Here is a 22,188-nt window from a genome sequence, read left to right on the forward strand (position 1 = left end):
CATGGCGAAGACGTTATACGAAAAATTGTTTGATGCGCACGTGGTGTATGAGGCGCAAAACGAAACCCCGCTGTTGTATATCGACCGCCATCTGGTGCATGAAGTTACCTCCCCGCAGGCCTTTGACGGCCTGCGCGCCCACGGCCGCCAGGTGCGCCAGCCGGGTAAAACCTTCGCCACCATGGATCACAACGTCTCGACGCAGACCAAAGACATTAACGCGTCCGGCGAGATGGCCCGCATTCAGATGCAGGAGCTGATTAAGAACTGTAAAGAGTTCGGCGTTGAGCTGTACGACCTGAATCACCCGTACCAGGGCATCGTTCACGTAATGGGCCCGGAACAAGGGGTGACCTTGCCGGGGATGACCATTGTATGCGGCGACTCCCATACCGCCACCCACGGCGCGTTCGGCGCGCTGGCCTTCGGCATCGGCACTTCCGAAGTGGAACATGTGCTGGCGACCCAGACCCTGAAACAGGGTCGTGCGAAAACCATGAAAATCGAAGTGCAAGGCAAAGCGGCGCCGGGCATCACCGCCAAAGATATCGTGTTGGCGATCATTGGTAAAACCGGCAGCGCCGGCGGCACCGGCCACGTGGTGGAATTCTGCGGCGAAGCGATCCGCGATCTGAGCATGGAAGGTCGCATGACCCTGTGCAACATGGCGATCGAGATGGGCGCCAAAGCGGGCCTGGTCGCGCCGGATGAAACCACCTTCAATTACGTACGCGGCCGTCTGCACGCGCCGAAAGGCAAAGATTTTGACGATGCGGTGGCGTACTGGAAAACCCTGAAAACCGACGACGGCGCCACATTTGACACCGTGGTGACGCTGCAGGCGGCTGAGATTGCTCCGCAGGTGACCTGGGGCACCAACCCAGGCCAGGTGATTTCGGTCACCGATAATATCCCCGATCCTGCGTCATTCAGCGACCCGGTGGAACGCGCCAGCGCTGAGAAAGCGCTGGCCTATATGGGACTGAAATCCGGCATCCCGCTGACGGAAGTGGCTATCGATAAAGTGTTCATCGGCTCCTGTACCAACTCGCGTATCGAAGATTTGCGCGCCGCGGCGGAAATCGCCAAAGGGCGTAAAGTGGCGCCGGGCGTCCAGGCGTTGGTGGTACCAGGTTCCGGTCCGGTGAAAGCGCAAGCGGAAGCGGAAGGCCTGGATAAGATCTTTATCGAAGCCGGCTTTGAGTGGCGCTTACCGGGCTGCTCGATGTGTCTGGCGATGAACAACGACCGCCTGAACCCGGGCGAGCGCTGCGCCTCCACCAGCAACCGTAATTTTGAAGGCCGTCAGGGCCGCGGCGGACGCACGCACCTGGTGAGCCCGGCAATGGCCGCGGCGGCGGCTGTGACCGGCCATTTCGCCGATATCCGTAATCTGAAGTAAGGAGACCATCATGGCAGAGAAATTTACCCAACATACCGGCCTGGTGGTTCCGCTGGATGCTGCAAACGTCGATACCGACGCGATTATTCCCAAGCAGTTTCTGCAGAAAGTGACCCGCACCGGCTTTGGCGCGCACCTGTTCAACGACTGGCGCTTCCTCGATGATAAAGGTCAACAGCCGAACCCGGAGTTCGTGCTGAACTTTCCTGAGTACAAAGGCGCCTCTATCCTGCTGGCGCGGGAAAACTTCGGCTGCGGCTCCTCCCGCGAGCATGCGCCGTGGGCGCTGACCGATTACGGTTTTAAAGTCGTTATCGCCCCAAGCTTTGCCGATATTTTCTACGGCAACAGCTTCAACAACCAGCTGCTGCCGGTGACGCTGAGCGATGAGCAGGTCGACGAGCTGTTCAGACTGGTGCAGGCCAACCCGGGCATTACGTTTGAAGTGGACCTGGAAGCGCAGGTGGTGAAAGCGGGGGATAAAACCTACAGCTTTAAGATCGACGATTTCCGTCGCCACTGCATGCTTAATGGCCTGGATAGCATCGGCCTGACGCTGCAACATGAAGCGGCGATTTCCGACTATGAGCACAAGCTGCCGGCGTTTATGAATTAAGCTTCGCGCCCGGTCATTTGACCGGGCTTTTTAATTTATTGCGGCAGAAAATTGAGATCTCACGCACAAAAAACAATATTAATTCTTCGAACGTCAGCCCATGACGTTGGCCTGCCCCACGCGATAAAGACGAATGATTTCGCTTTCTTCCCCCTGACCTGCGCGGTTTATGTATTAACCCTTCACTGCAAGTAAAAATAAGGTATGAGTGTTTAATATAAAAATATAACAATGTGAAAGAAGCGTTAATCTCATAGAGAACCCCTATAGCTCACAGCAAAAAAAAACATTATTTTTCAATTTTTCCCCTCGCTATCTTTTTCCACAGAGAAATATTAACTAAGGACACGCCCGGGCCCCCGCATAGCGGCCTCCCGGCCTCCTGTGGAGAGAAGAGATGAGCCACTATCCGCACCTTTTCAGTCCGTTGACCATCAACGGCATGACGCTAAAAAACCGCATTATTATGCCCCCGATGGGCACCAATATGGCTACGCTCAATGGCGAGGTCTCGCAGGAACAGCTGGAATACTACGAACTACGGGCCAAAGGCGGCACCGGTCTTATCACCATCGAAAACATCTGTATTGATTTCCCTTTCGCTTCCAACGGCACCACCCAACTGCGGATCGATAACGATCAATATATCCCGCGGCTGTTTAAATTAACCGAGACCCTGCATAAACACGGCGCCTGCGTATCCATTCAGTTAAATCACGCTGGCGCTTCCGCTTATGCCTACCGCCTCGAGGGTCAGACACCGCTCTCCTCCTCGACGACGCCCTCGAAAAAGCACGGTAATATTCCGCGGCCAATGACCCATGAGGAAATTTATCACGCGGTGGAAAAATTCGGGGACGCCGCAGAGCGCGTTCGTCGCGCGGGTTTTGACTGCGCCGAAATTCATGCCGGCCACTCCTATTTAATTAGCCAGTTTTTATCGCCGTTATTTAACAAACGCACCGATGAATTTGGCGGCAGCGTCGAAAACCGCACTCGAATATTAGGTCTGATTGTCGATAAAGTTCGCGCCTGCGTCGGGCCACGTTTTCCGGTCAGCCTGCGCATCAGCGCCGACGACTTCCTCAAAGGCGGCAATACCCTCGAAGATTCCTTGCGCATCCTTGAGCTCTGTCAGGAGAAGGTCGATATCATCAACGTCTCGGCGGCGCAGAACGACAACCTGAATCTGCAAATCGACCAGATGTCGCTGGAGGATGGCTGGAAGCGTTACCTCTCCCGCGCGGTGCGCGATAAATTCCATAAGCCCACGGTCATCGCCGGCAATATCCGTACCCCGCAGGTGGCCGAGGATATCCTCGCCAGCGGCGATGCCGATCTCATTGCCATTGGTCGCGGTCTGATTGCCGAGCCGGAGTGGGTGCAGAAGGTGCAAAGCGGTAAAGAGCGCGTGATGCGCAAATGCATCTCCTGCAACATCGGCTGCGCCGACCATCGCATCGCCCGCTCGCGTCCGCTGCGCTGTTCAATTAACCCGGACATCATTCACGGCGATGCCTACAAAACGCGGCGCGTTAATCGCGAAACGAACGTGGTCGTCATCGGCGCCGGCACTGCCGGGATGGAGGCCGCCTGCACCGCGGCGGAAGTCGGCTGCCACACCTGGCTGCTGGAGGCGAAAAATCACGTCGGCGGTCTCGCCAGCGATATCGCCCGTCTGCCGGAGAAAAAACGCATCGCGGATTTCCCGCAGTTTATGAAAAACCGCATCGCCGCGCTGGACAACCTGATGCTGCAGGTCGGCAAACGGGCAGACGTGGCCTCGGTTTCCGCCCTGCGTCCACATCTGATCGTCAATGCCACCGGCTCAACCCCCCTGCTGCCGCCCATTGCTGGACTGCGGGAGAATATTGACGCCGCGGAAGGCAAAGTCTTCTCCATTACCGGCATGATCGACAATCTGGCGAAATTTACCCATGTCGAGGGCAAACGCATCGCCGTTGTCGGCGCGGGCGCCGTTGGCCTCGACGTCATCGAATACTTTACCGCTCGCGGCGCGCAGGCGGTCTTAATCGAAATGCAGGACGCCGCCGGTCGCGATCTCGACATCATTACCAAGAATGCCATGTTGACCATGCTCGACGAGCACCAGGTCGAACAGCACATGAATACGCAACTGATGGCGGTGGCTGCCGACCATTTCCAGGTGAAAAATACACAGCACACCTTCGATATCCCCTTCGACTACGGCTTTGTCTGTCTGGGGATGCGCGCCAACCGGACGGGTCTCGACGAGATCGAACGCTGGGCCAATGCCAATAACGTCAAAATCATGAATATCGGCGACAGCGTGATGGCGCGACGCATTATCGACGGCATCCGCGAAGGCCGCAACGTGCTGGACACCCTCGAAGACATGGGTGCGCTGGGCAGCCGCGAAGCACAACGAATTCCCTTTCTAACTTATTGAGGATTTTTGTCATGGCAGAACGTATTACTGGACACACTGAGCTGATTGGTCTGATAGCCACCCCGATTCGCCACAGCATGTCGCCCACCATGCACAACGAGGCTTTCGCCCATCTCGGGCTGGACTACGTCTACCTGGCTTTTGAAGTCGGTAATCAGGAGCTGAAAGACGTTGTCCAGGGCTTCCGGGCTTTGAAGCTGCGCGGCTTTAACGTCTCTATGCCGAACAAAACCGAGATTTGCCAGTATCTCGATAAGCTGTCGCCGGCGGCGCAGCTGGTCGGGGCGGTGAATACCGTGGTCAATGACGGCGGCGTCCTGACCGGGCATATCACCGACGGCACCGGCTATATGCGCGCCCTTAGCGAAGCGGGTATCGATATCATTGGCAAGAAGATGACCGTGCTCGGTGCCGGCGGTGCGGCGACCGCACTCTGCGTCCAGGCGGCACTGGATGGCGTGAAGGCGATCTCCATCTTCAACCGTCGCGATAAATTCTTCGCCAACGCCGAAGAAACGGTCGCCAAGATCCGCAACAACACGCGCTGTGAGATCCATCTGTTCGATCTTGACGATCATGACAAACTGCGTGCCGAAATCGATAGCAGCGTGATCCTGACCAATGCCACCGGGGTCGGCATGAAGCCGTTCGAAGGCCAGATGCTGCTGCCGGACGACAGCTTTCTGCGTCCGGATCTGATCGTCTCCGACGTCGTATACAACCCGCGCAAAACCCACCTGCTGGAAGTGGCTGAGAAAAAAGGCTGCCGCACGCTAAACGGCCTCGGGATGATGCTGTGGCAAGGCGCGCGCGCGTTCGAAATCTGGACGGGTAAACAGATGCCGGTTGATTACATCAAAAGCATCCTGTTCTAAGGGGCAAGCGATGAAAAATAAATACATCCCTACCGCGGCAGGGCTGTACCTCAACTACCTGATTCATGGCATGGGGGTGCTGCTGATCACCCTCAACATGGCTCATCTTCAGGAGCAGTGGGGAACAGATAAAGCCGGCGTATCGATCGTTATCTCCTCGTTAGGTATTGGTAAGTTAGCGACCATCGTGACCGGCTTTCTGTCGGATCGCTTTGGTCGTAAGCCCTTTATCTATCTGGGGATCCTCAGCTATCTGATCTTTTTTATCGGCATTCTGCTGACCAAAAATATCTATCTGGCCTATGCCTTCGGCATTATGGCGGGCCTGGCGAACAGCTTCCTCGACTCCGGCACCTATCCGGCGCTGATGGAATCTTTCCCGCACTCCGCCAGCCGGGCCAACGTGCTGATCAAAGCCTTCGTTTCCGCCGGGCAGTTCCTGCTGCCGTTCATTATCAGCTTCCTGATCTGGGCGAATCTATGGTTCGGCTGGTCGTTCGTGATTGCGGCGGCGCTCTTTGTACTGAGCGGGATTTACCTGCTTAAAATGCCATTCCCTGACAGCCAGGCAGCGAAAAAAGAGGAATCTCCTGAGCCACAGGCGGAAACGTTCGCCCGTCCGCAGGCCAACAAACTGGATATGATGATCTTCACGCTGTACGGCTATATCGGCATGGCGACGTTCTATCTGGTCAGCCAGTGGCTGGCGCAGTACGGCCAGTTCGTGGTCGGGCTGCCCTATGCCTCGGCGATTAAGCTGCTCAGCATCTATACCGTTGGGTCGTTGGTCTGCGTCTTCGTGACTGCTGCCTTCGTCAAAGAGGTGTTCAGCTCTGCCGTCGCCATGATCATCTATACTGGCCTGTCGATGGTCTCGCTGCTGCTGGTGTGCCTGTTCCCGACGCCGATGATGGTTACCGGCTTCGCCTTTGTCATCGGCTTTGCCGCCGCGGGCGGAGTGCTACAGCTGGGAGCGACGATCATGGCGATGAGCTTCCCGAACGGGAAAGGCAAGGCAACCGGGATCTTCTACACCGCCGGCAGTATCGCCAGCTTCACGATCCCGCTGATCACCGCCAAACTTTCGCAGATCAGTATTGCCAGCATTATGTGGTTTGATTTTGCGATCGCCGTGATCGGCTTTGTGATCGCCCTGTACATCGGCTATCGTCAACTGCAGGCTCGGGCGGCGCAAAAAGTATCACGCACCGCAGTCACCGCCTGAGGTTCAACGCGAATAATAATGGATGCCTACATGACAAATGCAGTTACCGTAAAGAACATCACCTTCCAGGAAGGGGAAACCTTAATTTGTGTACCGCTGATCGGCAAAACGCTGGATGAAATACTGGGTAACGCCCACGGCCTGGTCGACGCCGGCGCCGATATCATCGAATGGCGCGTTGATCACTTTACGCAGGTCAGAGAGATGGCCCAGGTGATGGCCGCGCTGGCGGAAATCCGTGGTGCGCTGAAAGCCCTGCCGTTGCTGTTCACCTTCCGCAGCAAGAAAGAAGGCGGCGAGACCGAGCTCAGCGACGATGCCTACTTCGCGCTCAACCGCGAAGCGGCGCGCAGTGGACTGGTTGATGTCATCGATGTCGAGCTGTTCAATGATGAAGCGCAGATCCGCGCGCTGGTTGACGATGCGCATGCCGCGGGCGTCAAAGTGATCATGAGTAACCATGATTTTCATAAAACCCCCGCCCAGGAAGATATCATCTATCGCCTGCGCCGCATGCAGGATCTGGGTGCCGATCTGCCGAAGATCGCGGTGATGCCGCAATCGCCGCAGGACGTTCTGACCCTGCTCGCCGCCACGCTGACCATGAAAGAGAAGTATGCCACCCGCCCGCTGATCACCATGTCGATGGGAAAATCAGGCGGCGTCAGCCGGGTGACCGGGCGTCTTTTTGGCTCAGCCATGACCTTCGGTACCGTGGGTCAAGCTTCCGCGCCGGGACAGATCGCCATCAATAAGCTGCGTGAAGTGATGGATATTCTCTCCTGATAACCCCTTAGCCCGGAGGACCACTCCGGGCTATTCGCTAACAGATCTTCTGGCTGTCGTGGATGACCACATTTTTAAACGACTGCAGCGCCGGGGAAAGTCCCCGGTCTTTCATGGTCGCCAGATAGATATAGCGCGGAGGGAGGGTGTTTTTAATCTTCAGGATATGGACGTTGTAATGGGAGAGCGCCGAGATCCGCGGCATGATCGCGATCCCGTAGTCAATGCTGACCAGCCCGGCCATCGCGGTATCCTCTTCCACGTAGCAGGCAATCTCCGGCACCAGCTTTTGCTGCATAAATACATTATCGATAAACGGACGTAAGCCGCTATTTTCTGAAAAATAGATATAGGGATAATGAATCGTCTCCACGAGGTCGACTTCATGTTCATACAGACGGGCCAGCGGATGATCCCTGGCGGTCACCACCACCAGCTCCTGCTGAATAACCGGAATAAAATCGATATCTGGCTCATCGGCAATATAAGAGCAGATCGCCAGATCGACTTTTCCCGCTTTCAGCTCCTGCAACAGCGTCAGCGAGGTCCCTTGAGTAAAAGAAAAAGTCACATTGTGAAACTCAGGTGAAAGAGAATATTTATTAATTAACTGCGGAACAACATATTCGCCCATCGTGTAAATAAAGGCGATACGAATGTTTTCTTTATTTTCAGCGCCGTTTTTTTGCAAAACTGTGCGGCCATTTTCCAGTGAGGCCAGGGCATCTTCGACATACGGCAGAAAACGCTTGCCGTTTTGCGTAATTTTAACGTTCCGTCCCTGTCTGGCGAACAGCGCGACCCCTAACTCCTTCTCCAGCTCTGATATCGCATGGCTTAGCGAAGGCTGAGTGATGCACAGACTGGAGGCCGCTTCGGTATAATGTTCAGTTTCAGACAGACGTTTAAAATAATAAAGTTGCTTTAGGTTCATTATTTTTGCCCGTATAATATAAGAATAAATCCACTGATGCTAATATACCATGCAAGCCACCAATAATGCGCATGAGCGGGTAAATATCGGCGGTGTATCAAATATTATTTTCTGAAGCGTATGAATGTGCCACAAAGCGTTGCCATTCATAGATACTACCTATAGTTCCCGGAGATATTTTTGCATATACAAATATATGCAAAAATATTTTAAACTTTAAAGGATCTCGCTATGAGTATGTCAAACTCTCAGGAAGTCCTCACTTCCTCATCAGGGACGAAAAAAAGAAGCCGCGTTCGGATAGTTATTTTACTGCTGTTGTCCGTCGGAACGATGATCAATTATCTCGACCGCACCATCCTCGGTATCGTTGCCCCACAGTTAACCCAGGAAATTCATATCGATCCGGCGATGATGGGCATCATTTTCTCCGCCTTTGCCTGGACCTATGCCCTGGCGCAGATCCCCGGCGGCATGTTTTTAGACCGCTTCGGCAACAAACTGACCTATGCCCTGTCAATTTTCTTCTGGTCGCTGTTTACCCTGCTGCAAAGTTTCACCCTCGGGCTTAAATCTCTGCTGCTTCTGCGCCTGGGACTTGGCGTCAGTGAAGCGCCCTGCTTCCCGGCCAACAGCCGCATCGTCAGCACCTGGTTCCCGCAGCATGAGCGCGCACGGGCGACGGCAACATATACGGTTGGTGAATATATAGGACTGGCGGCCTTCTCACCGCTGTTATTTTTAATCCTCGAACATCACGGCTGGAGAACGCTTTTTTTCCTCACCGGAGGATTAGGTATTTTATTTACTTTGGTGTGGTGGCGTTTTTATCACGAACCCCATGAATCGCGCACGGCTAATCAAGCGGAGCTGGATTATATCGGCGCAAACGGTATTAACAATAAAATCCAGAACGTTCCATTTAACTGGCGTGACGCCAGGCGCCTGCTGGGCTGTCGCCAGATCCTCGGCGCCAGTCTGGGTCAGTTTGCCGGCAACACCACGCTGGTGTTTTTCCTGACATGGTTTCCCAGCTATCTGGCCAACGAGCGCCATCTTCCCTGGCTGCACGTTGGCTTCTTCGCCACCTGGCCGTTTCTCGCCGCCGCCATCGGCATCCTCTTCGGCGGCTGGATCTCGGACCGACTGCTGAAGCGAACCGGCTCCGTCAATATCAGTCGGAAGTTACCAATAATTTCCGGATTATTACTCTCCAGCTGTATTATTGCGGCGAACTGGGTGAGCGCCAACAGCACCGTTATTATTATTATGTCAGTGGCATTTTTTGGTCAGGGAATGGTTGGTCTGGGCTGGACGTTAATTTCTGATATTGCCCCGGAAAATATGGCAGGCCTGACCGGCGGGATATTTAATTTCTGCGCTAATATGGCGTCGATTATAGCCCCACTGATAATTGGCGTGATTATCTCCGCAACGGGTAACTTCTTTTACGCACTGATCTACGTCGGCCTGACGGCGCTGATCGGCGTGATTGCCTACATTTTTATCATCGGCGACATCAAGCGAATCGAACTGAAGTAAAGACGGCGGCCCCGGCGAATTGCACGCCGGGGCGAAGAGGACGGTCAGATATCTTTCACCTTGCTGGTTAAAAACAGCGTCACCAGCGAAATCGCGGCGATCGTCCAGTAGACGCTGGCGTGGCCATAGCTCTGCGACAGCGCCCCCTGCATCACGCCGGCGAGGATCACGCCAGTGGAAATACTGTTGGTAAACAGGGTGGTCGCCGCCCCCGCGCGTCCCGGCATTAAATCCTGGAACCACAACATGCCGATCCCGGCGATTATGCCGATAAAAATGGCGTTGAACAGCTGCAGGGCCAGCAGCGCCGTTCGGCCATGAAACAAGATCAACCCCAGATAAAACAGCACACCGGCCGCCACCGCCGCTACCATCATTTTACGTTTACCAAAGCGCTTCACGTAGTAGCCGGCGAGGATCATCGCCGGAATCTCCAGGCCGGCGGCGGTGCCCATCAGGATCCCGGCCAGACTGTCGGGAAGCCCGAGATCGCTGCTGATCCACAGCGGCATATCAATGATATACATGGTGTTGCAGGTCCACATCAGGGTGGAGGCGATAAACAGCATCCGCACATTCTTGTCCTGCCAGCCGCCGGCCTGCGCCAGCGCCTCCGCCTCTTCCGAGGGCTGTTCCACGCGCGGAACCGAGGGCAGTTTGACCGCAATCAGCGCCAGGCTGATCGCAAAGATGCCCGCCGCAATAGAGAACATGGTGGTAAAGCCATAGTTGAGCGCCAGCATAAAGGCCAGCGGCGGGCCAATCACCCACGCCAGAGACAGCTGGGCACGCATGACCGAGCTGAACATCACCACTTCCCGCGCCGAGCTGTCGGCATATTCCCGCGCCAGGGCAAAGAGCTGAGGCATGGCGGCGTTAGCGATGGATGCCAGCATCACCCCACAGGTGATCAGCGTCAGATAGTGGCGGTTGAAGGCAAACAGCAGCGCATTGCCTACCGCCATCAGACAGCAGAACATAATTAACCGCCGCCGGTCGCCGCGGCTATCGGAGCGCTTGGCCAGCGCCAGGCTCACCAGGATCCCGGCTATCGCATTCACGGTGTAGAACAGGCCCACCCAGAACGGCTGCGCCCCCACTTCGCGGCTGAGAAACAAACTCAACGTCGGCGCCTGCAATGCGCCCGCCACGCCCATCATAAAAGCAACCAGCATAAAGGCGGCATAGACGCCGTTTAGCCGTCGTCCCATCGTCATCAACCACAGCATGAAATGTCCTTAACACACGCGAAGTAAACGAAAAAAGCCAGCAGAGGCTTTCTGCTGGCGGGTGATTCTATACTCTGTGGATTTCACGTTGCAGGACAAACGGTTAACCGTTTTGCGCAGCGCTTACGCTGGCTCCGAAAGGGTGAGTCCCGTAGGGGCGATTCACGCGGCCAGAACATAGGCTCTGGGAGCATCGACAGCGATAGACCCGGGCAAGCGCGCGCACCTGCAGCTTGAAAAACGACGAGTATAACACCAATACTCAGTCACACATGATGTCTGCAAGTCAATGATCAGAGGTCTTTGACGTCACTCCCCACTGCATCAGTTCGCCCAGGATTTCCTGCTGTCGTCCTGCCATCAGGCGGGCCAGCCAGGACGCTTCCTGCGTCGCAGAAAAGTAGCGCTGGTAGAACGATTTTGCGGTAGACCTCATCATATTCACCTCCTCGCTTCATCGGGATTCATTATTGGCTTAATATGGGGAGTAATAAATTGCTGAGTTTTGCGCAGGAGTTCCCCTTTTATGTCTTCCGGCCGTCTGCAACAACAGTTCATCCGTCTATGGCAGTGCTGCGACGGCAAGTCGCAGGAGACCACCCTCAACGAGCTGGCGGAAATGCTAAGCTGCTCGCGCCGCCACATGCGCACCTTGCTCAATATGATGGAGTCCCGCGGCTGGCTGACCTGGAAGGCGGAGGCTGGCCGCGGAAAACGCTCGCGGCTGACCTTTCTCTATACCGGCCTCGCCCTGCAGCAGCAGCGTGCCGAAGATCTGCTTGAACAGGATCGCATCGATCAGCTGGTGCAGCTGGTCGGCGATAAAGCCGCCGTCCGTCAGATGCTGGTCTCGCATCTCGGGCGCAGCTTCCGCCAGGGGCGGCACATCCTGCGCGTGCTCTACTACCGGCCGATGAAGAATTTACTGCCCGGCAGCGCGCTGCGACGTTCGGAAACCCATATCGCCCGGCAAATATTCAGCGCGCTGACGCGGGTAAATGAGGAAAATGGGGAACTGGAAGCTGATATTGCCCACCACTGGCAGCAGTTGACGCCCACCCACTGGCGCTTTTTCCTCCGGCCAGGCATCCATTTTCACCATGGCCGTGAGCTGGAGATGAGCGATGTGATCGCTTCTCTGCAGCGCAGCAATGCCCTGCCGCTCTATTCGCATATCGAACGCATCGAGTCGCCCACCGCCTGGACCCTGGATATTCATCTGCGCCAGCCCGACCGCTGGCTGCCCTGGCTGCTGGGCCAGGTGCCAGCGATGGTGCTGCCGCAGGAGTGGCAGACCATGAACCACTTTTCTTCGATGCCGGTCGGCACCGGCCCGTATGCCGTGGTGCGTAACAATCAGAACCAGCTCAAGATCCACGCCTTTGAGGACTATTTTGGCTACCGGGCGCTGATCGATGAGGTGAACGTCTGGGTGCTACCGGAAATTAGCGAAGAGCCCAACGGCGGCCTGACGCTGCAGGGCAATACCGAAAGCGAAAAGGCGGTGGAGAGTCGTCTGGAAGAGGGGTGCTACTACCTGCTGTTTGACTCGCGAAGCCCGCTGGGCGCCAACGAGGCGGTGCGCCGCTGGTTAAGCTATTTGTTCCAGCCCGCGAACCTGCTCTACCACGCGGGCGAACACTACCAGGGCAACTGGTTTCCCGCCTACGGCCTGCTGCCGCGCTGGCATCACGCCAGCAATCACGCCAGCGACAAGCCGGCGGGGCTGGAGACGGTCACCCTCACCTATTACCGCGATCACGTCGAACACCGGGTGATCGGCGGGATCATGCGCGACCTGCTGGCCGCGCATCAGGTGAAGCTGGAGATCCAGGAGCTGGAGTACGATGCCTGGCATCGCGGCGAGGTAGTCAGCGATATCTGGCTCAACAGCGTTAACTTCACCTTGCCAATCGAATTCTCGCTATTCGCCTATCTGTACGAAGTCCCGCTGATTCAGCGCTGCATCCCCATCGACTGGCAGGAAGACGCCAGCCGCTGGCGCGCGGGAGAGTTTAATCCGGCCACCTGGAGTCAGCGTCTGCTGGCCAGCCAGCATATCGTGCCGCTGATCCATCACTGGCTGATGATTCAGGGCCAGCGCAGTATGCGCGGCGTGCGGATGAACACCCTCGGCTGGTTCGATTTTAAATCCGCATGGTTTGCGCCGCCGGAGCCGTAAGCCTTTCCGTCATCTGACAAAATCATTACACTAAGGCCGTTCTCAACGGGGTGCTAATAAACATACGCAATATCATTCAAGTTGCATCAAGGCAGCAAGCGGGTGAATCCCCTGGAGCATAGATAACTATGTGACTGGGGTGAACGCGCGAAGCTAACGCAGATGCGGCTTGAAGGATGAAGCGTATGGGCTGAGAAAATACCCGTCGAACCTGATCCGGATAACGCCGGCGAAGGGATTTGAGGCTCACTCAAAATCCTTTGCCCCCCCTTTTTTCTGAGGTGCAAAGTGTTGAAAAAATTACTCCCGCTGCTGGCGCTGGTCGCCATGCCCGCTCTGGCGAAGCCTGTCCTCACTGTCTATACCTATGACTCCTTCTCTGCCGACTGGGGCCCCGGCCCGGCGGTCAAAAAAGCGTTTGAAGCGGACTGCGGCTGCGAGCTGAAGTTCGTCGCGCTGGAAGATGGCGTTTCGCTACTGAATCGCCTGCGCATGGAAGGCAAAAACAGCAAGGCCGACGTCGTGCTGGGCCTTGATAACAACCTGCTGGAAGCCGCGGCGCAGAGTAAACTGTTTGCCAAAAGCAACGTACCCGCCAGCGCGGTCAGCGTGCCGGGCGGCTGGGATAACGACACCTTTGTCCCCTACGATTACGGCTATTTCGCCTTCGTCTATGACAAAAACAAACTGGCCAACCCGCCGAAGAGCCTGAAAGAGCTGGTCGAGAGCCCGCAAAAATGGCGGGTCATCTATGAAGATCCGCGCACCAGCACCCCGGGGCTGGGGCTGCTGCTGTGGATGCAAAAGGTCTATGGCGATAAAGCGCCCGAGGCCTGGCAGAAGCTGGCGGCGAAAACCGTTACCGTCACCAAGGGCTGGAGCGAAGCCTACGGTCTGTTCCTGAAAGGGGAAAGCGACCTGGTCTTGAGCTACACCACCTCGCCGGCCTACCACATTATTGAAGAGAAAAAAGACCACTATGCGGCGGCTAACTTCGCCGAAGGCCACTATCTGCAGGTCGAAGTTGCCGCCCGCACCGCCGCCAGCAAGCAGCCGGAACTGGCGGAGAAATTCCTCAAATTCATGGTATCTCCTGGCTTCCAGAACGCCATCCCCACCGGCAACTGGATGTATCCGGTGACCCAGGTCGCGCTGCCGGCCGGTTTTGCAAGCCTGGTAAAACCGCAGACCACGCTGACGTTTACCCCGCAGCAGGTCGCCAGCGAGCGTCAGACCTGGATTAGCGCATGGCAACGCGCCGTCAGCCGCTAAACCTGAGCGGGCTGCTGCCGGGCCTGTTCGCCGCTACGCTGCTCTGCGCCGTCGCGCTGGCGGCGTTTCTGGCGCTGTGGTTCAGCGCGCCCGGCGCGGGCTGGCGGACGGTCTTCAGCGATAGCTACCTCTGGCATGTGGTGCGCTTCTCCTTCTGGCAGGCGTCGCTGTCAGCGCTGCTCTCGGTGGGGCCGGCTATCTTTCTCGCCCGCGCGCTTTATCGGCGTCGCTTCCCCGGCCGCACGTTGCTGCTGCGTCTGTGCGCGATGACCCTGATCCTGCCGGTGCTGGTGGCGGTGTTCGGCATCCTCAGCGTCTATGGCCGCCAGGGCTGGCTGGCCTCGCTGTTTCACACTTTCGGCTGGCAGTGGGATTTCTCACCTTACGGCCTGCAGGGCATCCTGTTGGCGCACGTCTTTTTCAATATGCCGATGGCCACCCGCCTGCTGCTGCAGGCGCTGGAGAACATTCCCGGCGAGCAGCGGCAGATTGCCGCCCAGCTTGGCATGCGCGGCTATGCCTTCTTCCGCCTCGTCGAATGGCCATGGATGCGCCGGCACATTCCCGCCGTCGCCGCGCTGATTTTTATGCTCTGCTTTGCCAGCTTCGCCACCGTGCTGTCACTGGGCGGCGGCCCGAAGGCCACCACGATTGAGCTGGCTATCTACCAGGCGCTGAGCTTTGACTACGATCCGGCGCGAGCGGCAATGCTGGCGTTGATTCAGATGCTCTGCTGCCTCGGGCTGGTGCTGCTCAGCCAGCGCCTCAGTAAAGCGGTGGCTATCGGCGTCAGCCATGTCCGCGGCTGGCGTGACCCTGACGATCGCCTGCATAGCCGGCTGAGCGATGGGTTGCTGATCGGCGCCGCCCTGCTGCTGCTGCTGCCGCCGCTGCTGGCGGTCATCGTCGACGGGGTCAACCGCAATATGCTGGACGTGCTGGCGCAGCCCGCCCTCTGGCAGGCATTAACGACTTCCCTGCGCATCGCCATCGCCGCCGGGCTGTTGAGCGTGACCCTGACAATGATGCTGCTATGGAGCAGTCGAGAGCTGCGCGCCCGCCAGCGGCCGCTGGCCGGGCAGGCGATGGAGCTGAGCGGCATGCTGATCCTTGCCATGCCGGGCATCGTGCTGGCTACCGGCTTCTTTCTACTGCTCAATAACAGCATCGGCCTGCCGGAGTCCGCCGACGGCATCGTCATCTTTACCAACGCTCTGATGGCGATCCCCTACGCGCTTAAAGTGCTGGAAAACCCGATGCGCGACATTGCCGTCCGCTACAATATGCTGTGCCAGTCGCTGGGGATCGAAGGCCTGACGCGACTGCGGGTCATCGAACTTCGCGCGCTCCGGCGCCCCCTAGCCCAGGCGTTAGCCTTCGCCTGCGTGCTGTCGATTGGCGACTTCGGCGTGGTGGCGCTGTTCGGCAACGAGGCGTTCCGCACCCTGCCTTTCTATCTCTACCAGCAGATAGGCGCCTACCGCAGCCAGGACGGCGCCGTCACCGCTCTGCTTCTGCTGCTGCTCTGTTTCTTACTATTTACGCTGATTGAAAAACTTCCGGGGCGTGATGCTAAAACTCAATGATGTGACCTGGCTGTACCAACATCTGCCGATGCGCTTTACTCTCGACGTCGCGCGCGGCGAGCGCATCGCGGTGCTCGGCCCCAGCGGCGCCGGAAAGAGCACCCTGCTGAATCTGATCGCCGGTTTTCTGCCGCCCGCCAGCGGCAGCCTGCAGATTAACGGCGAGACGCATCACGCGACGCCGCCGGCGCAGCGTCCGGTCTCGATGCTGTTCCAGGAGAATAACCTGTTTAACCATCTGACCATTCGGCAGAATATCAGCCTCGGGATCCACCCTGGCCTGAAACTGAGCCGCGAACAGCAGCATAAAGTCACGGCGATTGCCGCCCAGATGGTAATTGATGCCCTGCTTGACCGCCTGCCGGGAGCGCTCTCCGGCGGTCAACGGCAGCGCGCGGCGCTGGCCCGCTGTCTGGTGCGCCAGCAGCCGGTGCTGCTGCTGGATGAACCCTTCTCGGCGCTCGACCCGGCGCTGCGTCAGGAGATGCTGGCGCTGGTGGCGGATGTCTGTGAACAGCAGCAGCTCACCCTGCTGATGGTTTCGCACAGCGTGGAAGATGCCGCGCGCATCGCGCCGCGCTCGATTGTGGTCGCCGAAGGGCGCATTGTCTGGGATGGCGCTACCGCCGAGCTGTTAAGCGGCCGCAGCAGCGCCTCGCATCTGATGGGGATCAGCGCGCGATAACCTTGTGCAGGATCGCCAGATAGACCGGCATCAGCGGATGGCGGAAGACAAATGTTAACGCCGTTGCCGCCAGCGCGACCATACACGGCGCCAGCCACAGCAGACGCCCGCGCGGCAGCCAGCGGGACAGCCGATCGCCAGACGTTTTCGCGCTCCGCCACAGCCGCCAGCACAGCCACCCCGCCAGCCAGGCCAGCAGCGCCGCCCCCAGCAGCAGCCATTGAAAGCTGGCGCTGTTTTCATCGGCCGGAATATCAATCGCCGCGCCGGCGAGAATCCCCGGCAGGAAATAGAGCGGCGGCCAGAGCAGGCAGCCGATAATATTCGGGAGCACGAATTTGGCCACCGGCAGGTCGAGCATCCCGGCGACCATCGGCACCAGCGGACGCGTCGGCCCGACAAAGCGGCCAATCAGGATGGTGATCATGCTGTGCTGGTGCAGCGCATGCTCGGTTTTTTCCAGCAGGGCGCGGTTTTTCTTCATGAACGACCAGCGGTGCAGCGGCTTTTTAAAGCGCCAGCCGAGCCAGAATGAGATCCAGTCTCCCAGCAGACAGCCCACGATCCCCGCCAGCCACGCCTGCCAGAAATTAACCTCACCGCCGCCAATCAGCGCCCCAAGGCCGGCCATCATCACCGTTCCGGGTAAAATAAGCCCCACCAGCGCCAGCGACTCGAGAAAGGCCACCAGCATCACGGCTAACAACGAGTAGACCGTGGATTGGGTAATAAAGTGTTCGAGCAATGCTTGCATAATGTACCCGGTTAAAAAACGAAGCCCGGATTCTCCGAAGCCATCGCGCCGTCGTCAAGCCAACAATTGTCTTAATAGTTTACTGGCTGTGACATTTAAGCGGGTCATCATTTCACTTTCTTTACTTTTTATTCACATCCCGCGCGGAATTCGCTCGGGCTGGCGCCGGTGCATTTTTTGAATACGCGGGAAAAATAAAGCTGATCTTCAAAGCCGACGTTGCGCCCGACGGTGGCGATCGGCATCCGCGTGGTGCTCAGCAACAGTTTGGCCTGGCTGATGCGCTGATCTTCACGCCAGCCGAGCACGCTGATCCCTAACTGCTGGCGGAACAGGTGCGACAGACGCGAGGGCGACAGGCAGACGTGCTGGGCGACGCTGGCGATATCAAAATGGCTGTCCGCCAGATGGTCGCTGATGTACTGGCAGGCGTCGCGCACCCGGTTATCCAGCGGCGGATGCAGCGATTCGTTGATCGCCTCCATCCGCCGCAGCAGGAGCTGTTCCAGCAGATTAATCGCCAGCAGTTCGGAATAGCGCCCCGCCCCCTGTCCGGCATCGACTATCTGGCCGAACAGCTCGCCAAAGCGCGCCTGCCACTGCTCGTCCGGACGGAAAAAGCCGGTCTGGGCGAAGATCGTCGGCCAGTTGAGCCACTCGTGCCAGTAGGCGCGCGGGCGGAAGTAGACCCACTGGTGATACCACTCGCTGGCGTCGGGATGGCGGCCATAGTGATGGATCTCCCCCGGCGGGAACAGCAGCATATCGCCCGGCCGGCAGACAAACTGCTCGCCGTGGTTGTTGATCACCCCCTCGCCGCGGATCGTCAGGTTGAGGATATAGCCTTTCATACCCAGCGGGCGGTCGATAAAGAAATCCAGGTATCCCTGCGCCTCAATCGGCGTCAGGCCGGTGACCAGATGAGCGTTAAAAGAGTAGCCCGGCAGCAGCGGATCGTTTTGCGTTTCGGCCATACGCGTGGTTCTCCCCGAAGGTATTAGTGACACCAATTGTCCATATTCATCATTTTATCGCTCTCGGCCCTGTCACGACTGCGACGGCAGTGGGAATTTCGCTAAAAAGCCGCACAGCAAGCGAAAAAAGCGCCAGCGGCGTGCATTCCACCGTGATATGCCGGGTAACAAAAGTGTCTATAAATACGGCAGGAAAGTCCACATCGAATATTTGCACGGCGTCACACTTTGCGAGGTGACAGCAAAATAATCCATAAGATTAGCGAATCCGGCCTGACGGATTTTGCCGGGGATATCTACTGTTGCTGCATGAATGATTTCTGCATGGAGTAACAAGATGGCAATTGCGATTGGCCTCGACTTTGGTAGTGACTCAGTCCGCGCCCTGGCGGTGGAATGCGCCTCCGGCGCAGAACTGGCGGCAAGCGTGGAGTGGTATCCACGCTGGCGGGAAGGACAGTATTGCGATGGCGCTAACAACCGGTTCCGCCACCACCCGCGAGATTACATCGAGTCCATGGAAGCGGCGCTGAAAAGCGTACTTGCCTCCCTGAGCGCCGAACAGCGCGCCGACGTCGTGGGCATTGGCGTCGACAGCACCGGCTCAACCCCGGCACCCGTTGATGCCGAGGGCAACGTGCTGGCGCTGCGCGAAGAATTCGCTGACAACCCTAACGCCATGTTTGTCCTGTGGAAGGATCACACCGCGGTCGAGGAAGCCGAGGCGATCACCCGCCTGTGCCACCAGCCGGGCAAAGAGGATTACTCGCGCTATATTGGCGGGATTTACTCCAGCGAATGGTTCTGGGCCAAAATCCTCCACGTCACCCGGGAAGATAGCGCCGTCGCCCAGGCAGCCGCCTCGTGGGTGGAGCTTTGCGACTGGGTACCCGCCCTGCTCTCCGGCACCACCCGTCCGCAGGATCTGCGCCGCGGCCGCTGCAGCGCCGGGCATAAATCGCTGTGGCATGAGAGCTGGGGCGGTCTGCCGCCGGCCAGCTTCTTCGATGAGCTTGATCCCATCATTAACCAGCATCTGGCCTGGCCGCTGTTCACCGATACCTGGACGGCCGATGTGCCGGTCGGCACGCTGAGCGCAGAGTGGGCCCAGCGCCTGGGCCTGTCGCAGACCGTGGCCATCTCCGGCGGCGCCTTCGACTGCCATATGGGCGCCGTGGGCGCCGGCGCGCAACCTAACGCGCTGGTGAAAGTCATCGGCACCTCCACCTGCGACATTCTGATTGCCGATAAAGAGAGCGTCGGCGACCGCACGGTCAAAGGCATCTGCGGCCAGGTCGACGGCAGCGTGGTCCCGCACTTTATCGGTATGGAGGCAGGCCAGTCCGCCTTCGGCGATATTTACGCCTGGTTTGGTCGCATTCTCGGCTGGCCGCTGGAGCAGCTAGCCCAGCAGCAGCCAGCGTTGCGGGAGCAAATCAAAGCCAGCCAAAAACAGTTACTGCCGGCGCTCACCGAAGCCTGGGCCAACAATCCATCGCTGGAGCATCTGCCGGTGGTGCTTGACTGGTTCAACGGCCGTCGCACGCCGAATGCCAACCAGCGCCTGAAAGGGGTGATCACCGACCTTAACCTGGCCACCGACGCGCCGGCGCTGTTCGGCGGTCTGATCGCCGCCACCGCCTTCGGCGCCCGCGCCATTATGGAGTGCTTCACCGAGCAGGGGATCCCGGTTAACAACGTCATGGCGCTTGGCGGTATCGCGCGGAAAAACCAGGTCATCATGCAGGCCTGCTGCGACGTGCTGAACCGTCCGCTGCAGATTGTCGCCTCCGATCAGTGCTGCGCGCTGGGGGCGGCTATCTTCGCCGCCGTCGCCGCCGGCGTCTATGAGGATATTCCAGCCGCCCAGCAGCGGATGGCAAGCCAGGTGGAAACCACCCTGCAGCCGCGCCCGGCGCAGGCACAGCGTTTCGAACAACTCTATCAGCGCTACCAACAGTGGTCGGTCAGCGCCGAACAACACTATCTCCCTTCGGCTGCAAAGGCGGAAAAAGCCCCGCAATCTCAGGCAGCGCTCACCCATTAAGGATACGAAAATGACGATTTTTGATAACTATGAAATATGGTTCGTTATTGGCAGCCAACATCTGTACGGCCCGGAAGCCCTGCGCCAGGTGACGAAGCATGCCGAACATGTGGTGAACAGCCTGAATGCGGAAGCCAAACTGCCGTGCAAACTGGTCCTTAAGCCGCTGGGCACCACCCCGGACGAGATCACCCACATCTGCCGCGACGCTAACTACGATGACAAATGTGCCGGGTTAGTGGTCTGGCTGCACACTTTCTCGCCGGCAAAAATGTGGATCAACGGCCTGACCATTCTCAACAAGCCGCTGCTACAGTTCCATACGCAGTACAATGCCGCGCTGCCCTGGGACAGCATCGATATGGACTTTATGAACCTGAACCAGACCGCGCACGGCGGCCGCGAGTTCGGCTTCATCGGCGCCCGTATGCGCCAGCAGCACAGCGTGGTGACCGGCCACTGGCAGGATAAAGAGGCCCACCAGCGCATCGGCGGCTGGATGCGCCAGGCGGTCTCCAGACAGGATACCCGTCATCTTAAAGTGTGCCGTTTCGGCGATAACATGCGCGAAGTGGCGGTGACCGACGGCGATAAAGTCGCGGCGCAGATCAAGTTTGGCTTCTCGGTGAACACCTGGGCGGTCGGCGATCTGGTGCAAGTGGTCAACAGCGTCAGCGACGGCGATATCAGCGCCCTGGTCGATGAATACGAGAGCAGCTATCGTCTGACCCCGGCGGCGCAGGTTCACGGCGACAAGCGTCAGAACGTGCTGGACGCCGCGCGCATTGAGCTGGGGATGAAACGCTTCCTCGAACAGGGCGGTTTCCACGCCTTTACCACCACCTTTGAAGATCTCCACGGCCTGAAACAGCTCCCGGGGCTCGCCGTACAGCGCCTGATGCAGCAGGGCTACGGCTTTGCCGGCGAGGGCGACTGGAAAACCGCCGCTCTGCTTCGCATCATGAAGGTGATGTCAACTGGTCTGCAGGGCGGCACCTCCTTTATGGAGGATTACACCTACCACTTCGACAACGGCAACGATCTGGTGCTCGGCTCGCACATGCTGGAAGTGTGCCCGACGATCGCCACCGCCGAGAAACCGATCCTCGACGTCCAGCCGCTGGGCATCGGCGGCAAAGCGGATCCGGCGCGCCTGATCTTCAATACTCAGACCGGCCCGGCGATTGTCGCCAGCCTGATCGACCTGGGAGACCGCTTCCGTCTGCTGGTCAATACCATCGAAACCGTCCCGACCCCGCACGACCTGCCGAAGCTGCCGGTGGCTAACGCCCTGTGGAAAGCGCAGCCGGATCTGCGTACCGCTTCGGAAGCCTGGATCATCGCCGGCGGCGCGCACCATACCGTCTTCAGCCATGCGCTGAACCTCGACGATATGCGCCAGTTCGCCGAACTGAATGATATCGAGCTGACGGTCATCGACAACGACACCCGTCTGCCGGCCTTCAAAGACGCGCTGCGCTGGAATGAAGTCTATTACGGTTCAAAACGCTAAGAGGTCGCCCCCTCACCCTCCCCCTCTCCCCGCCGGGGAGAGGGTACCGGCCTGGCGCGATGCCGCCTTTCTCCCTCTCCCGACGGGAGAGGGTCGGGGTGAGGGATACCCGACTCGCCTGCTATTCGGAGCACA

General features: G+C 58.2%; 18 protein-coding genes and 1 riboswitch. Of the genes, 13 read left to right on the forward strand and 5 right to left on the reverse strand.

Annotation, left to right across the window (positions count from 1 at the left end; translation table 11 throughout):
* Nucleotide 1: 1 nt before the first annotated feature.
* The 6 genes from leuC (at nt 2) to aroD (ending at nt 7,335) form a co-directional block, all read left to right on the forward strand.
* A complete protein-coding gene (gene leuC, locus ABLV64_RS19285; RefSeq protein ID WP_004177417.1) occupies nt 2–1,402 on the forward strand; it encodes a 3-isopropylmalate dehydratase large subunit in 1,401 nt (466 codons plus the stop codon).
* Between the two features lie 10 nt (nt 1,403–1,412).
* Complete coding sequence (leuD, locus tag ABLV64_RS19290) at nt 1,413–2,018, forward strand: 3-isopropylmalate dehydratase small subunit (RefSeq protein WP_004204321.1); 606 nt, start codon at nt 1,413–1,415, stop codon at nt 2,016–2,018.
* 397 nt (nt 2,019–2,415) lie between these two features.
* Nucleotides 2,416–4,449, forward strand: a complete 2,034-nt coding sequence (locus ABLV64_RS19295; RefSeq protein WP_217325117.1) for an FAD-dependent oxidoreductase — start codon at nt 2,416–2,418, stop codon at nt 4,447–4,449.
* An 11-nt stretch (nt 4,450–4,460) separates the two neighbouring features.
* Nucleotides 4,461–5,324, forward strand: coding sequence for a shikimate dehydrogenase (locus tag ABLV64_RS19300; protein WP_004204319.1), 864 nt, complete (start codon nt 4,461–4,463; stop codon nt 5,322–5,324).
* Between the two features lie 10 nt (nt 5,325–5,334).
* Nucleotides 5,335–6,549, forward strand: coding sequence for an MFS transporter (locus ABLV64_RS19305; RefSeq protein ID WP_348842996.1), 1,215 nt, complete (start codon nt 5,335–5,337; stop codon nt 6,547–6,549).
* A 30-nt stretch (nt 6,550–6,579) separates the two neighbouring features.
* On the forward strand, nt 6,580–7,335 hold the full coding sequence (gene aroD / locus ABLV64_RS19310; protein WP_004204316.1) for a type I 3-dehydroquinate dehydratase: 756 nt from the start codon (nt 6,580–6,582) through the stop codon (nt 7,333–7,335).
* Nucleotides 7,336–7,372: 37 nt separating this feature from the next.
* On the opposite strand, the gene ABLV64_RS19315 is transcribed toward aroD, so the two are convergent.
* Entirely contained in the window at nt 7,373–8,269 is an 897-nt protein-coding gene (locus ABLV64_RS19315) for a LysR family transcriptional regulator (RefSeq protein ID WP_004204315.1), read from the reverse strand.
* A gap of 231 nt (nt 8,270–8,500) precedes the next feature.
* On the opposite strand from ABLV64_RS19315, the gene ABLV64_RS19320 reads away from it, so the two are divergent.
* Nucleotides 8,501–9,811, forward strand: a complete 1,311-nt coding sequence (locus ABLV64_RS19320) for an MFS transporter (protein WP_004204313.1) — start codon at nt 8,501–8,503, stop codon at nt 9,809–9,811.
* A gap of 44 nt (nt 9,812–9,855) precedes the next feature.
* Here the strand turns inward: ABLV64_RS19320 and ABLV64_RS19325 are convergent, their stop codons facing one another.
* On the reverse strand, nt 9,856–11,040 hold the full coding sequence (locus ABLV64_RS19325; protein ID WP_023319717.1) for a sugar efflux transporter: 1,185 nt from the start codon (nt 11,038–11,040) through the stop codon (nt 9,856–9,858).
* A gap of 286 nt (nt 11,041–11,326) precedes the next feature.
* Nucleotides 11,327–11,479: a glucose uptake inhibitor SgrT gene (sgrT, locus tag ABLV64_RS19330; RefSeq protein ID WP_004204309.1), complete on the reverse strand. Its 153-nt coding sequence runs from the start codon at nt 11,477–11,479 to the stop codon at nt 11,327–11,329.
* A gap of 87 nt (nt 11,480–11,566) precedes the next feature.
* Here sgrT and sgrR point away from each other — a divergent pair, with 87 nt between their 5' ends.
* The 4 genes from sgrR to thiQ all read left to right on the forward strand — a co-directional run bounded on the left by sgrR (nt 11,567) and on the right by thiQ (nt 16,765).
* The gene (gene sgrR / locus ABLV64_RS19335) at nt 11,567–13,222 is read left to right on the forward strand and encodes an HTH-type transcriptional regulator SgrR (RefSeq protein ID WP_004204307.1); all 1,656 of its coding nucleotides are present in this window, start codon (nt 11,567–11,569) and stop codon (nt 13,220–13,222) included.
* A 36-nt stretch (nt 13,223–13,258) separates the two neighbouring features.
* Nucleotides 13,259–13,478, forward strand: a riboswitch (TPP riboswitch).
* A 32-nt stretch (nt 13,479–13,510) separates the two neighbouring features.
* Complete coding sequence (gene thiB / locus ABLV64_RS19340; protein ID WP_135712174.1) at nt 13,511–14,494, forward strand: thiamine ABC transporter substrate binding subunit; 984 nt, start codon at nt 13,511–13,513, stop codon at nt 14,492–14,494.
* The gene (gene thiP / locus ABLV64_RS19345; protein ID WP_004204304.1) at nt 14,470–16,080 is read left to right on the forward strand and encodes a thiamine/thiamine pyrophosphate ABC transporter permease ThiP; all 1,611 of its coding nucleotides are present in this window, start codon (nt 14,470–14,472) and stop codon (nt 16,078–16,080) included. Before thiB ends, thiP begins: the two co-directional genes overlap by 25 nt.
* Nucleotides 16,064–16,765, forward strand: coding sequence for a thiamine ABC transporter ATP-binding protein ThiQ (thiQ, locus tag ABLV64_RS19350; RefSeq protein ID WP_348842999.1), 702 nt, complete (start codon nt 16,064–16,066; stop codon nt 16,763–16,765). The genes thiP and thiQ overlap by 17 nt, the downstream gene beginning before the upstream one ends.
* On the opposite strand, the gene ABLV64_RS19355 is transcribed toward thiQ, so the two are convergent.
* Both ABLV64_RS19355 and araC read right to left on the reverse strand, forming a co-directional pair.
* The gene (locus tag ABLV64_RS19355; RefSeq protein ID WP_004204302.1) at nt 16,752–17,519 is read right to left on the reverse strand and encodes a DedA family protein; all 768 of its coding nucleotides are present in this window, start codon (nt 17,517–17,519) and stop codon (nt 16,752–16,754) included. The genes thiQ and ABLV64_RS19355 overlap by 14 nt on opposite strands.
* 128 nt (nt 17,520–17,647) lie before the next feature.
* Nucleotides 17,648–18,493, reverse strand: a complete 846-nt coding sequence (gene araC, locus ABLV64_RS19360; protein WP_004204301.1) for an arabinose operon transcriptional regulator AraC — start codon at nt 18,491–18,493, stop codon at nt 17,648–17,650.
* 337 nt (nt 18,494–18,830) lie between these two features.
* Between araC and araB the strand changes: the two genes are divergently transcribed.
* A complete protein-coding gene (gene araB / locus ABLV64_RS19365) occupies nt 18,831–20,540 on the forward strand; it encodes a ribulokinase (RefSeq protein ID WP_017901200.1) in 1,710 nt (569 codons plus the stop codon).
* Between the two features lie 10 nt (nt 20,541–20,550).
* Nucleotides 20,551–22,053, forward strand: a complete 1,503-nt coding sequence (gene araA / locus ABLV64_RS19370; protein ID WP_004204297.1) for an L-arabinose isomerase — start codon at nt 20,551–20,553, stop codon at nt 22,051–22,053.
* Nucleotides 22,054–22,188 lie beyond the last annotated feature (135 nt).

This window comes from Klebsiella sp. JB_Kp031, assembly GCF_040064295.1.
In the GTDB taxonomy this organism is placed as follows: Bacteria; Pseudomonadota; Gammaproteobacteria; order Enterobacterales; family Enterobacteriaceae; genus Klebsiella; species Klebsiella quasipneumoniae.

What these genes read in the sequence shown, in the direction of transcription:
- leuC (WP_004177417.1), top strand. Translation starts at nt 2, where the DNA reads ATGGCGAAGACGTTATACGAAAAATTGTTTGATGCGCACGTGGTGTAT.
- leuD (WP_004204321.1), top strand. Translation starts at nt 1,413, where the DNA reads ATGGCAGAGAAATTTACCCAACATACCGGCCTGGTGGTTCCGCTGGAT.
- ABLV64_RS19295 (WP_217325117.1), top strand. Translation starts at nt 2,416, where the DNA reads ATGAGCCACTATCCGCACCTTTTCAGTCCGTTGACCATCAACGGCATG.
- ABLV64_RS19300 (WP_004204319.1), top strand. Translation starts at nt 4,461, where the DNA reads ATGGCAGAACGTATTACTGGACACACTGAGCTGATTGGTCTGATAGCC.
- ABLV64_RS19305 (WP_348842996.1), top strand. Translation starts at nt 5,335, where the DNA reads ATGAAAAATAAATACATCCCTACCGCGGCAGGGCTGTACCTCAACTAC.
- aroD (WP_004204316.1), top strand. Translation starts at nt 6,580, where the DNA reads ATGACAAATGCAGTTACCGTAAAGAACATCACCTTCCAGGAAGGGGAA.
- ABLV64_RS19315 (WP_004204315.1), bottom strand. Translation starts at nt 8,269, where the DNA reads ATGAACCTAAAGCAACTTTATTATTTTAAACGTCTGTCTGAAACTGAA.
- ABLV64_RS19320 (WP_004204313.1), top strand. Translation starts at nt 8,501, where the DNA reads ATGAGTATGTCAAACTCTCAGGAAGTCCTCACTTCCTCATCAGGGACG.
- ABLV64_RS19325 (WP_023319717.1), bottom strand. Translation starts at nt 11,040, where the DNA reads ATGCTGTGGTTGATGACGATGGGACGACGGCTAAACGGCGTCTATGCC.
- sgrT (WP_004204309.1), bottom strand. Translation starts at nt 11,479, where the DNA reads ATGATGAGGTCTACCGCAAAATCGTTCTACCAGCGCTACTTTTCTGCG.
- sgrR (WP_004204307.1), top strand. Translation starts at nt 11,567, where the DNA reads ATGTCTTCCGGCCGTCTGCAACAACAGTTCATCCGTCTATGGCAGTGC.
- thiP (WP_004204304.1), top strand. Translation starts at nt 14,470, where the DNA reads ATGGCAACGCGCCGTCAGCCGCTAAACCTGAGCGGGCTGCTGCCGGGC.
- thiQ (WP_348842999.1), top strand. Translation starts at nt 16,064, where the DNA reads ATGCTAAAACTCAATGATGTGACCTGGCTGTACCAACATCTGCCGATG.
- ABLV64_RS19355 (WP_004204302.1), bottom strand. Translation starts at nt 17,519, where the DNA reads ATGCAAGCATTGCTCGAACACTTTATTACCCAATCCACGGTCTACTCG.
- araC (WP_004204301.1), bottom strand. Translation starts at nt 18,493, where the DNA reads ATGGCCGAAACGCAAAACGATCCGCTGCTGCCGGGCTACTCTTTTAAC.
- araB (WP_017901200.1), top strand. Translation starts at nt 18,831, where the DNA reads ATGGCAATTGCGATTGGCCTCGACTTTGGTAGTGACTCAGTCCGCGCC.
- araA (WP_004204297.1), top strand. Translation starts at nt 20,551, where the DNA reads ATGACGATTTTTGATAACTATGAAATATGGTTCGTTATTGGCAGCCAA.